The 11,576-nt window shown below is 73.9% G+C and carries 9 protein-coding genes and 3 pseudogenes; 11 read left to right on the top strand and 1 reads right to left on the bottom strand.

Annotated features, from left to right (window positions below):
- The 4 genes and pseudogenes from EF903_RS19620 to EF903_RS19605 all read left to right on the top strand — a co-directional run.
- Nucleotides 1–1,088: aspartate aminotransferase family protein (locus EF903_RS19620; RefSeq protein ID WP_148142540.1), on the top strand; the 1,088-nt coding region annotated here is incomplete at its 5' end.
- Nucleotides 1,089–1,185: 97 nt separating this feature from the next.
- Entirely contained in the window at nt 1,186–1,866 is a 681-nt protein-coding gene (locus tag EF903_RS19615; RefSeq protein ID WP_125544942.1) for a GntR family transcriptional regulator, read from the top strand.
- On the top strand, nt 1,863–4,367 hold the full coding sequence (locus EF903_RS19610; RefSeq protein WP_260615625.1) for a glycosyltransferase: 2,505 nt from the start codon (nt 1,863–1,865) through the stop codon (nt 4,365–4,367). The genes EF903_RS19615 and EF903_RS19610 overlap by 4 nt, the downstream gene beginning before the upstream one ends.
- 136 nt (nt 4,368–4,503) lie before the next feature.
- Nucleotides 4,504–5,127 (top strand): annotated as a pseudogene (locus tag EF903_RS19605) (hypothetical protein); the annotation flags it as partial.
- Here EF903_RS19605 and EF903_RS19600 read toward each other — a convergent pair.
- A pseudogene (locus tag EF903_RS19600) lies at nt 5,011–5,787 on the bottom strand (SLATT domain-containing protein); the annotation flags it as partial. The pseudogenes EF903_RS19605 and EF903_RS19600 overlap by 117 nt on opposite strands.
- Nucleotides 5,788–6,042: 255 nt before the next feature.
- On the opposite strand from EF903_RS19600, the gene EF903_RS19595 reads away from it, so the two are divergent.
- The 7 genes and pseudogenes from EF903_RS19595 to EF903_RS19565 all read left to right on the top strand — a co-directional run.
- On the top strand, nt 6,043–6,387 hold the full coding sequence (locus EF903_RS19595) for a YbaB/EbfC family nucleoid-associated protein (RefSeq protein ID WP_114053486.1): 345 nt from the start codon (nt 6,043–6,045) through the stop codon (nt 6,385–6,387).
- A 44-nt stretch (nt 6,388–6,431) separates the two neighbouring features.
- On the top strand, nt 6,432–7,031 hold the full coding sequence (gene recR, locus EF903_RS19590; RefSeq protein ID WP_125544940.1) for a recombination mediator RecR: 600 nt from the start codon (nt 6,432–6,434) through the stop codon (nt 7,029–7,031).
- On the top strand, nt 7,024–7,698 hold the full coding sequence (locus tag EF903_RS19585) for a DUF5063 domain-containing protein (protein WP_125544938.1): 675 nt from the start codon (nt 7,024–7,026) through the stop codon (nt 7,696–7,698). Before recR ends, EF903_RS19585 begins: the two co-directional genes overlap by 8 nt.
- A 181-nt stretch (nt 7,699–7,879) precedes the next feature.
- A complete protein-coding gene (locus tag EF903_RS19580) occupies nt 7,880–9,160 on the top strand; it encodes an aspartate kinase (RefSeq protein WP_125544936.1) in 1,281 nt (426 codons plus the stop codon).
- On the top strand, nt 9,157–10,230 hold the full coding sequence (locus tag EF903_RS19575) for an aspartate-semialdehyde dehydrogenase (RefSeq protein WP_125544934.1): 1,074 nt from the start codon (nt 9,157–9,159) through the stop codon (nt 10,228–10,230). Before EF903_RS19580 ends, EF903_RS19575 begins: the two co-directional genes overlap by 4 nt.
- A gap of 171 nt (nt 10,231–10,401) precedes the next feature.
- Nucleotides 10,402–11,190 (top strand): SigE family RNA polymerase sigma factor, encoded by a 789-nt coding sequence (locus EF903_RS35315; RefSeq protein ID WP_260615623.1) that lies wholly within the window; start codon nt 10,402–10,404, stop codon nt 11,188–11,190.
- Nucleotides 11,187–11,576: pseudogene (locus tag EF903_RS19565) on the top strand (hypothetical protein); the annotation flags it as partial. The gene EF903_RS35315 and the pseudogene EF903_RS19565, both read left to right, overlap by 4 nt.

The raw sequence follows: 11,576 nt of genomic DNA, 5'->3' as shown, positions 1-11,576 counted from the left end.
ACGTCCGCTCCGAGGCCGCACGCCTCATCGCCGAGCGCACCCCCGGCGACCTGGACAAGGTCTTCTTCACCAACGGCGGCGCCGAGGCCGTCGAGAACGCCGTCCGCATGGCCCGCCTGCACACCGGCCGCCAGAAGGTCCTCTCCGCGTACCGCTCCTACCACGGCGCCACCGCCGCCGCGATCAACCTGACCGGCGACCCGCGCCGCTGGCCCTCCGACACCGGCTCCGCCGGGGTGGTCCACTTCTGGGGGCCCTTCCTCTACCGCTCGCCCTTCCACGCGACCACGGAGGCCGAGGAGTGCGAGCGGGCCCTGACCCACCTCGCCGACACCATCGCCTTCGAGGGGCCCGCCTCGATCGCCGCGATCATCCTGGAGACCGTCCCCGGCACCGCCGGCATCATGGTGCCGCCCGCCGGATACCTGGCCGGCGTACGCGAGCTCTGCGACCGGTACGGCATCGTCTTCATCCTCGACGAGGTCATGGCCGGCTTCGGCCGCACCGGCCGCTGGTTCGCCGCCGAGCACTGGGGCGTCACCCCCGACCTGATCACCTTCGCGAAGGGCGTCAACAGCGGATACGTCCCCCTCGGCGGCGTCGCCATCTCCGCCGCCGTCGCCGAGACGTTCGCCACCCGCCCCTACCCGGGCGGGCTGACCTACTCGGGGCACCCGCTGGCCTGCGCCGCCGCGGTCGCCACCATCCGCACGATGGAGGAGGAGGACGTCGTCGGGCACGCCGCCCACCTCGGACGCGACGTGATCGGCCCCGCGCTCGCCGAGATCGCCGAACGCCACCCGTCGGTCGGCGACGTCCGCGGCCTCGGCGCCTTCTGGGCCGTCGAGCTCGTCCGCGACCGGGAGACCCGCGAGCCGCTCGTCCCGTACAACGCCTCCGGTGCCGACAACGCGCCGATGGCCGAGTTCGCGGCCGCCTGCAAGGCCTCCGGGCTGTGGCCGTTCACCAACATGAACCGCGTGCACGTCGTCCCGCCCTGCACCGTCACCGAGGCCGAGGCGAAGGAGGGCCTGGCCCTGCTGGACGAGGCGCTCACCGTCGCCGACCGGCACACGGCCTCCGCCTGACCGGGGCCAACTCGATAACAGCACCGAATCGATCGGTTTTCGGCCGCGCTGCCTGCCCTAAGGTGTCCGAAGTTCACCCCAAGGAGTAAGGACCCCCATGGCAGGCAGCGCCGCCGTCACCCGCAACACACTCCGCCGGCAGATCGCGGACGCGCTGCGCGACGAGGTGCTGGCGGGGCGCCTGCCACCCGGCACCGAGTTCACCGTCAAGCAGATCGCCGAACAGTACGGCGTCTCCGCCACGCCCGTGCGCGAGGCGCTCGTCGACCTTGCCGCGCAGGGGCTGCTGGAATCCGACCAGCACCGCGGCTTCCGCGTGCGCGTCTTCACCCTGGACGACTTCCGGGGGATGATCGAGGCCCGTACGCTCATAGTCGACGGGATCTTCCGGCGGCTCGTGGAGCGCGGCACCGCGCCCGGCTGCGGCGAGAGGCTGGTGTCGGTGCGCCGTCGGGCCGAAGAGGCGTGTCGGGCCGTGCAGAGCGGCTCGCTCGAAGTGCTGATCGGCTACGACCTGCGCTTCTGGAGGGAGCTGAGCGGGCTGGTCGGCAACACGTACATCTCGGATTTCCTGCACCGCATCCGCGTGCAGTGCTGGGTCTTCGCCGTGCCGCACCTGAAGGCGGCACCGGACCTGAACGCCGGGCTGTGGTCCGGCCACAACGAGCTGATCGACGCGGTCACCCGCGGCGACGCCGACGAGGTGCGCCGCCTCGTGTACGCGTACAACCAGCACGGCCTGGACTGGGCCGCCACGCTGAAGACGGCCGACGCGTGAGCGCCGCGAACGCGGACTCCGCCGCCACCCTGCCCGACCCGGCCGCCGCCCCGGGCGGCCCCGCCGCGCCCGCCGGCCTGTCCGTCGTCCTCCCCGCCTACCGTGACGGACACCGCATCCGGGCCACGGCCGCCGCCCTCCGCGAGCACCTCGACTCCCGCCTCGGGACCGGCCCCGCCGCCTGGGAGGTCGTCGTCGCCGACGACGGCTCCGACGACGGCACCGCCGCCGCCGTCCTGGCCGAGGCGGCCGCCGATCCGCGGATCCGGCTCGTCCGCCTCGACGCCCCCCGCGGCCGGGGCGCCGCCCTGCGCGCCGGAGTCGCCGCCTCCACGGGCCGCCGCATCCTCCTGGCCGACGCCGGGCTCGCCGTGCCGCCGGAGGAACTGGACCGCCTCGAACCGCTCCTGGCCCCGCCCGCGGACCTCCCCGCCGACCGGAACCCGCACGCCCCGGCCCCCGAAGCCGCCGAAGCCGCCGAAGCCCCCCGGCTCCCCGTCGCCGTCCTCGGCCGCACCGGCAGCCGCCTCGTCCGCGCCCTCGGCATCCCCGGCGTCCCCGGCTTCCGGGCCGACACCTGCGGCTTCGCCCTCCTCGACGGCGACCGGGCGCGTGCCGCCTTCGCCGCCTCCGCCCTCGACGGCCCCGCCGTCGACGCCGAGGTGACCCGGCTGCTGCGCCGCGAGTCCGGACCCGGCGCCGTCGCCGAAGTGCCCGTCCGCCGCTCCGCCGCGCCGACCGGCCCGCCCGGCCGCCGCCCCGCGGGCGGCCGCCGCCGCGCGCTCGCCGACCTGTGGCGCCTGAACGCCGGCGGCCTCGCCGTCGCCGGGGTGTTCCTCGCCCTGTCCTTCTACCTCTTCCACGGCCTGTGGGCCGACCTCGACGGCCGCTACCTGCGCGACGCCCTCCAGGACCAGAACCAGTGGGAGTGGTTCACCGGCGTCGTCACCGACAACGTCACCCATCTGCGGAACCCGCTCTTCACGACCGCCCAGGGCATGCCCGACGGCGTGAACCTGATGGCGAACGCCACGATGCTCGGCCTGAACGTCCCGTTCATCCCGATCACGCTGCTGTTCGGGGAGACCGTCACCTTCGCCCTCGTCCTCACGCTCGGCATGGCCGCCAGCGCCTGGACCTGGTACTGGCTGATCCGCCGCCGCTTCGTCCGCGGCCGGTGGGCCGCCGCCGCGGGCGGGGCGCTCGCCGCGTTCGCGCCGCCGATGGTCTCGCACGCCAACGGCCACCCGAACTTCGTCGTCCTCTTCATGCTGCCGCTGATCGTCGACCGCGCCCTGCGCCTGTGCGAGGGCCGCCGCGTCGTCCGCGACGGCGTACTGCTCGGCCTGTTCGCGGCGTACCAGATCTTCATCGGCGAGGAGCCGCTGCTCATCGCCGCCCTCGGCATGCTGCTGTTCTGCCTGGCGTACCTGGCGGTCGACCGGCGGCGCGCCCTCGCCGCCGCGCGGCCCCTCGCGCGCGGCCTCGCCATCGCGCTGGCCGTGTGCCTGCCGCTGGTGGCGGTCCCGCTGTACTGGCAGTTCCTCGGCCCGCAGAGCTACCACTCGGTCCTCCACGGCGACAACGCCGGCAACAGCCCGCGCGCACTGATCGAGTACGCCGCCCGTTCCCTCTTCGGCGACGCCGAGACCGCCGCCCGGCTCTCCATGAACACCACGGAGCAGAACGCCTTCTACGGGTGGCCGCTGCTCGCCTTCGGCACCGCCGTGTGCGTCTGGCTGTGGCGCCGGCCCGGCATCCGCGCGCTGGCCCTCACCGGCGCCGCCGCGCTGCTGCTCTCGCTGGGGCCCCGGGTGCGGCTGCCGCTCACCGACATCGTGCTGCCCGGCCCCTGGGCGGCGCTCGCCCACGCGCCGCTGTTCGAGTCGGTGATCGAGGGGCGGGTCGCGATGGTGTGCGCCCCGATCCTCGGCATCCTGCTGGCGCTGGCCCTCGACGGGGCCGCCCGCGCCCGGGCGCGCGAGCTGCGGACGCTCGGCCTGCTCGCGGCGGCCGCCGCGGTGATCCCGGTGCTGCCGCTGCCGCTCGCGGTACGGGACCGGGCGCCGGTGCCCGCGTTCGTCACCTCGGGCGCCTGGAAGGACTACGTCCGCGAGGGCGAGGCCCTCGTCCCCGTGCCGCTCCCCGACCCCGGGCAGGCCGACGCGCTGCACTGGCAGGTCGAGGCGGACTTCGGCTTCCGGCTGGCCGGCGGCTACTTCAACGGCCCGTGGGGCGAGGACCGCATCGGCATCTACGGGGCCCCGCCGCGGCACCTGTCGAACCTGCTGCGGGACGTCCGCTACGGCGCCCCGGCCCCGGAGGCCACCCCGGAGTGGCGGGAGCAGGCCCGCCGGGACCTGGCGCACTGGAAGGCGGGCGCGGTGGTGCTGCCCTCCCAGGACCGGGCCGACGAACTGCGGGGCCTCCTGACGGGGCTGCTCGGCGCGGAGCCGGAGCGGGTCCGGGACGTCTGGGTCTGGCGGGTGGGCCCGCGGTAGCGGCTCGGGGCGCCGGGCCCACCCGATGGCCGGAGACCGCCCCCGGCGGCCCCCGGGTTCTGCGCAGCCCTTCGCTCTGGGTGTCCGGAGCACTACGCTGGCGGCATCGGCGCGACAACGACTGATCGGAGCCCGAGTGGCCTGTGACCTGTGGCTGGTTCCCCTTGTCGACGTGCTGTGCCACAGCGCCGACAACCCCTTCGCGGAAGAGATCGCCTCGTACGACAAGGCGCTGGGCGAGGCCGGGCTGCCGTCCGTGCCGGTCTTCGCGTACATGCCGGGGCTGAGCGGGGACGTCGCCCCGGTCGCCGGCTTCGACTACGACGCCCTGCACTTCCTGCGGCGGGCCTACCTGCTGCGGGTCTGCGGGCTGCCGGTGACGCCCGTCGACGAGCTGGGCGGGGACTACGAGCAGCTGCTGGAGATGTTCGAGGCGGCGGCCCAGCAGTCGCACCTGGTCTGGCACTACGACCACGCGGGCGCGTACGTGCCGGTGGACTTCGAGGCGCCGCTGGCCAACGAGGAACTGCTGGCCGGGGGCGGCCCGCTGGGTTCCGCGCAGGGCCTGCTGCGGGAGCTCGCGGTGGTGGCCCCGGCGATCGGGATCGACCCGGCGAACCCGCCGGTGGCGCCGGCCCCGCCCGGGCGGCCGACGTCGCTGGAGGAGCCGGCGGGGCCGATTCCGCACGACGACAGCCCCTTCGCGCGGGAGCGGGAAGCGGGCAGGCGGCGCGCCGGCCTCCGACGCGCGGCCGGCGGACCCGCCGAGGGACTGCATCACCAGCGGCGCCGGGCCGACGCTGAACTCGACCATCCACTCGGCCGTCTCCGAGCGCACCAGCTCCGTGACGTCCTCCGAGAAGCGGCGCAGGACCGTCAGGCAGCGCTCGGCGGCCTCGCTGGCGGTGCCCTCGGTGGGCCCCAGCACCTCGCGCACGTTCTCCGAGGCCCAGTCGAACTGGAGGGTCTGCAGGCGGCGCTGCACCGCCTGCGCCGTGGCGACGTCGCGCATCCAGCCGGAGGTGAGGCCGAAGAACCGGTCGCAGGCCAGGCAGGCGGCGCTCACCAGCAGTGCGAGGTAGCCGTACTGCGACGCGCCCTGCGCGGCCCCGGCCAGTTCCAGCAGCGGCATCGCGGCGCCGGCGACCGCACCGGCCGCCGTTCCCGCCCGCAGGATCCGCGCGCCCCGCCGCTTGAACGCCCGGTCGGAGAGGTACCACTCGGCGGTGCGCAGCGCGTCGGCCTCGACCCGCCGGTAGAGCTCGTCCAGCCGCTCGGCCGGCTCGCCCCAGTCCCCGAGGGGGAACGGCCCCCCGGTCAGGTCGCCCGCCGCCATCGGTCCGCCGCCCTCCTCCCGGGGGTCCCGGGGCTCCCGGGGATCCCGGGCCGGCCCCTCGGGCTGCATCTCCGGCTGGCTCACCCGGCGCTCCCTCTGCTGCGCTGACGTGTGGTGGTGCGCGTGTGCTAAATGGTGCGCATGCCCTTTCCTACCTTCGAATGGCGGCCGGTGGGCGGGGAATCCCCGGTTTTCCGCCCGCAGGAAGGTCCCCATCAGCGGTGCGCACGCCGCGCCCCTCACTCGAAAGAGTTGGTCCTCTCGGCGTAGGGCGCTGCGCGCGGTGAGCACGTAGGCTCGGATTGACCAAGCGTCCCGACGTACGGAGTGAATCACCCGATGTTTCCCGGTGGCGGTCAGCCCAACATGCAGCAGCTGCTCCAGCAGGCCCAGAAGATGCAGCAGGACCTCGCGGCGGCCCAGGAGGAGCTGGCGCGCACGGAGGTCGACGGCCAGGCCGGAGGCGGCCTGGTCAAGGCGACCGTGACGGGCTCCGGCGAGCTGCGCGCGCTGGTGATCGACCCGAAGGCGGTGGACCCGGAGGACACCGAGACCCTCGCCGACCTGGTCGTGGCCGCCGTGCAGGCGGCGAACGAGAACGCCCAGGCGCTCCAGCAGCAGAAGCTCGGCCCGCTGGCCCAGGGCCTGGGCGGCGGCAGCGGCATCCCCGGCCTGCCGTTCTAGCCCCTCCCCGCACCCCCCACCCGATAGCGAAAGAAGGCGTTCCGTTGTACGAAGGCGTGGTCCAGGACCTGATCGACGAGCTGGGCAGGCTGCCCGGCGTCGGGCCCAAGAGCGCGCAGCGGATCGCCTTCCACATCCTGCAGGCGGAGCCGGCGGACGTCCGGCGCCTCGCGCACGCCCTGCTGGAGGTCAAGGACAAGGTCCGGTTCTGCGCGGTGTGCGGGAACGTGGCGCAGGAGGAGCAGTGCGGCATCTGCCGCGACCCGCGCCGCGACACCTCCGTGATCTGTGTGGTGGAGGAGCCGAAGGACGTCGTCGCGATCGAGCGGACCCGCGAGTTCCGCGGCCGGTACCACGTCCTGGGCGGGGCGATCAGCCCCATCGAGGGCGTCGGCCCGGACGACCTGCGCATCCGCGAGCTGCTCGCCCGGCTCGCGGACGGCGCGGTGACCGAGCTGATCCTGGCGACGGACCCGAACCTGGAGGGCGAGGCGACGGCCACGTACCTCGCGCGCATGATCAAGCCCATGGGCCTGAAGGTCACCCGCCTGGCCAGCGGGCTCCCCGTCGGGGGAGACCTGGAGTACGCGGACGAGGTCACGCTCGGGCGTGCCTTTGAAGGAAGGCGACTTCTCGATGTCTGACGCAACGCTGCACGCCCTGGGACAGGACCCGGACGACTTCGCCGTCCAGATCGCGGACCAGATCGAGTCGTTCATCGTCGCGGTCACCGAGGTGGCCAAGGGCGAGGACCCCGACAGCGCCGTGCCCTTCCTCCTGCTGGAGTTCTCGCAGCTGCTCCTGGCGGGCGGCCGGCTCGGTGCCTACCAGGACGTCCTGCCCGACGAGCGCTACGAGCCGGACCTGGGCCCCGAGCCGGACGTGGACGAGCTCCGCGAGCGCTTCGCGTACCTGCTGGAGCCGGTGGACGTCTACTCGGAGGTCTTCGACCCGTACGAGCCCCGGAAGGCGCCGGTGGCGCACCGGATCTCCGACGACGTGGCCGACGTGGTGGCCGACCTGCGGCACGGCCTGGCGCACTACCGGGCGGGCCGGACGGCCGAGGCGCTGTGGTGGTGGCAGTTCTCGTACTTCTCGAACTGGGGGCAGACGGCCTCGGCGACGCTGCGCGCCCTGCAGTCCCTCGTCGCGCACGTGCGGCTGGACCAGCCGCTGGCCGCGCTCGACGGGCTCGACACCGACGAGGACCTCGCCGAGGACGACCTCGCCGAGCAGGCCGGCCTGGTGATGGCCGAGGAACTCGGCAACGTCGGGCGCAGGCCCGTCCGCGACCCGGTCGGCGAGCGGTAGCGGCCGGACGGCGGCCGCCGCCCCCGCCCGCGGGCGGCGCGGCGGCGCGGCCCGGCGGGGCTTGGCACGGCGTGATCATGGGCTGAACGGGATGTCTCATGATGTGGTACTCGTCGGCCGTATTGCGGTCGCTCGTTACACTGGCCCGCGACCGCAGTACAGGAATGAGCGAGGAGCGCACGTGGGCCTTGTCGTGCAGAAGTACGGAGGCTCCTCCGTAGCCGATGCCGAAGGCATCAAGCGCGTCGCCAAGCGGATCGTGGATGCCAAGAAGAACGGCCACCAGGTGGTCGTCGTGGTTTCCGCGATGGGCGACACGACGGACGAGCTGATCGATCTCGCCGAGCAGGTATCCCCGATGCCTGCCGGGCGGGAATTCGACATGCTGCTGACCGCCGGAGAGCGGATCTCCATGGCGCTGCTGGCCATGGCGATCAAAAACCTGGGCCACGAGGCCCAGTCGTTCACGGGCAGCCAGGCAGGCGTCATCACCGACTCGGTCCACAACAAGGCGCGCATCATCGATGTCACGCCGGGCCGCATCCGCACCGCGCTCGACGAGGGCAACATCGCCATCGTCGCCGGCTTCCAGGGCGTGTCCGCGGACAGCAAGGACATCACCACCCTGGGCCGCGGCGGCTCCGACACGACCGCCGTCGCGCTCGCCGCGGCGCTCGACGCCGAGGTCTGCGAGATCTACACGGACGTCGACGGCGTCTTCACCGCCGACCCGCGCGTCGTGAAGAAGGCGCGGAAGATCGACTGGATCTCCTCCGAGGACATGCTGGAGCTGGCCGCCTCCGGCTCCAAGGTGCTGCTGCACCGCTGCGTCGAGTACGCGCGCCGTTACAACATCCCGATCCACGTCCGCTCGTCCTTCTCCGGACTGCCGGGTACCTGGGTCAGCAACGAGAAGCCCGAGTCGCAAGGGGACGAGCAGGTGGAGCACGCCATCATCTCCGGAGTCGCCCACGACGTCTCCGAAGCCAAGATCACTGTCGTCGGCGTCCCGGACAAGCCGGGCGAGGCCGCGGCGATCTTCCGCGCCATCGCGGACGCCGAGATCAACATCGACATGATCGTCCAGAACGTGTCCGCCGCCTCGACCGGTCTGACGGACATCTCCTTCACCCTCCCCAAGACCGAGGGCCACAAGGCCATCGACGCCCTGGAGAAGGCGAAGGCCGCGATCGGCTTCGACTCGCTGCGCTACGACGACCAGATCGGCAAGATCTCCCTGGTCGGCGCGGGCATGAAGACCAACCCGGGCGTCACCGCCTCCTTCTTCCAGGCGCTGTCCGACGCGGGCGTCAACATCGAGCTGATCTCCACCTCGGAGATCCGCATCTCGGTCGTGACCCGCCAGGACGACGTCAACGCCGCCGTCGTCGCCGTCCACACGGCCTTCGGCCTGGACTCCGACAGCGACGAGGCCGTCGTCTACGGAGGCACCGGACGATGACCCCCGCCCGGTCCTCCGGCCCGGTGCTCGCCGTGGTCGGGGCGACCGGCGCGGTCGGTTCCGTCCTGCTCCAGCTCCTGTCCGTACGGGCGGATGTCTGGGGCGAGATACGCCTGATCGCCTCCCCGCGCTCGGCCGGCCGCCGGCTGGCCGTCCGCGGGGAGGAGACCGAGGTGCTGGCCCTCACCGAAGACGCCTTCGACGGCATGGGCCGCGGCGACACCGCGGTCTTCCTGACCCCGGCCGACGTCTCCGCCCGCTGGGCTCCGGCCGCCACCGCGCGCGGCGCCGCCGTCGTCGACCAGTCCGCCGCCTTCCGGGAGGACCCCCGGGTTCCGCTGGTGGTGCCCGAGGTCAACGCCGAGGACGTGCGGGAGCGCCCGCGCGGCATCGTCGCCGGCCCCGACTGCGTCACCGCCGCCATGGCCGCGGCCCTCGGCGCCCTCCACGCCGAGTACGGGCTGCGCGACCTCACCGTCTCCTCGTACCAGGCCGCCAGCGCGGCCGGCCGGGCCGGCTCCGAGGCGCTGCGCCGCCAGATCTCCCTGGTCGCCGGGACCTCGCTCGGCGGGATGACCGGCGACGTGCGGCGGGCCGTAGGCGAGGACACCGGGCCCTTCGCGGGCCCCCTCGCGCTGAACGTGGTCCCCTGGTGCGGTGGTCTCGCCGCAGGCGGCTGGTCCACGCAGGAGCTGGCGATACGGGCGCAGACCCGCCGGATCCTACGGCTGCCGGCCCTGCCGGTGGCCGTGACCTGCGTCCAGGTACCGGTGATGACCGGCCACTCGCTGAGCCTGCGGGCCCGCTTCGACGGCGCCGTGGACGCCGGCCGGGCCCGGGAGGTCCTCCAGGCCGCGCCCGGCGTCGTCGTGGTCGACGACCCGGCTGCCGGCGAGTTCCCCACCCCCGTCGACGCGGCGGGCACGGACCCCGCCTGGGCGGGCAGGCTGCGGGCCTCCCTCGACGACCCGTGCTCGCTGGAGTTCTTCGTCTGCGCGGACAACCTGCTCCACGGGTCCGCGCTCAACGCCGTCCAGACCGCGGAACTGATCGCTGCTGAATTCGCGTAATGCACTTTGTAGGATCAGGTGCTGATCCCTAGATCAAGGTGATGGCCTGACTGCCGCCTGGACGGACTGGGGCAATCAGGAAGAGCGAGTACGCATGAGGGCAATGAACATATTGCTGGTGAAGCAGCCTCGCGCGTACAACCCTGGCGGGGGGACGCGTGTCCAACGGGCGTGGCAGAGGCACTTCTCGACTTCGCCGGCATCCCGGTGCGCAGCACGATCGCCGCGCCCCGGCGACGGCCCGGCCCGTCCGGCGGGTTCCCGGTGACCGTCCCGGTGCCGCCCGCCGTGCCGCCGCGCGGGCTGTCCGGCGTGCCGACCCGGGGCGGCCTCGTGCCCGCGCCGCGCGGTAGCGCGGGCGCCTCCGGCGAGGAAGGGGCACCCGAGGACGCCGCGGCCCGCGGCGCCGCCGAGGTGCGGGCGGCCGCCGGCGGCGACGCCGCCGAGCCGCGGGAGATCGTCGCCGGAACCACCGTCGACCACCTCACCGAGACCTACCGGGCCCACTACCGCTCCCTCCTCGGCCTGGCCGCCCTGCTCCTCGACGACACCGCATCCTGCGAGGACGTCGTCCAGGAGGCGTTCATCCGCGTCCACTCGGCCCGCAACCGGGTCCGCGACCGGGACAAGACCCTGGCGTACCTGCGCCAGACCGTCGTCAACCTCTCCCGCTCCGCACTGCGCCGCCGCATCCTCGGCCTCAAGCTGCTGTCCAAGCCGATGCCGGACATGGCCAGCGCCGAAGAGGGCGCGTACGACCAGCTGGAACGGGACGATCTCATCAAGGCCATGCGGGGGCTCCAGCGGCGGCAGCGCGAGGTGCTGGTGCTGCGGTACTTCGCGGACATGACCGAGGCCCAGGTCGCCGAGACCCTCGGCGTCTCCCTCGGATCGGTGAAGGCGTACGGATCGCGGGGCATTGCCGCGCTGCGTGTGGCGATGGAGGCTGCGCAGTCATGATGGACGACCACACCGGGCCGCGCGGCGGCGAGGAGCAGGAGCTCCGGACCCTGCTGCACGCAGCCGTCGCAGGACTGGAGCCCGCCGACGGCGCCCTGGAGCGGCTGCGCCACGCCGTCCCCGCCCGCCGGACCCGCCGGCGCCGCGCCCTCGTCGGCGCGGCGGCTGCCGTGCTGCTGGCCGGAGCCGGCGTACCGACCGCCCTCCACCTGGCCACCACCGCCGGCAGCGGCACCGCCGGCGGCCACTCCGCCATGGCCGGCCACGGACAGGACCCCGCGGCCGCGGGCGCCGGCGGCACCGGCACCCGCCACGACGGCGGCCACGCGTCGAACGCCCTCCCCGACGGCGGCAGCACCACCGGCCGCGGCCGCGGGGTCCTGTCC

Source organism: Streptomyces sp. WAC05292, assembly GCF_003949955.1.
In the GTDB taxonomy this organism is placed as follows: domain Bacteria; phylum Actinomycetota; class Actinomycetes; order Streptomycetales; family Streptomycetaceae; genus Streptomyces; species Streptomyces globosus.
This window is presented reverse-complemented; position numbering and strand designations above follow the sequence as displayed.

What these genes read in the sequence shown, in the direction of transcription:
- EF903_RS19585 (WP_125544938.1), top strand. Translation starts at nt 7,024, where the DNA reads ATGTCTGACGCAACGCTGCACGCCCTGGGACAGGACCCGGACGACTTC.
- EF903_RS19615 (WP_125544942.1), top strand. Translation starts at nt 1,186, where the DNA reads ATGGCAGGCAGCGCCGCCGTCACCCGCAACACACTCCGCCGGCAGATC.
- EF903_RS19595 (WP_114053486.1), top strand. Translation starts at nt 6,043, where the DNA reads ATGTTTCCCGGTGGCGGTCAGCCCAACATGCAGCAGCTGCTCCAGCAG.
- EF903_RS19575 (WP_125544934.1), top strand. Translation starts at nt 9,157, where the DNA reads ATGACCCCCGCCCGGTCCTCCGGCCCGGTGCTCGCCGTGGTCGGGGCG.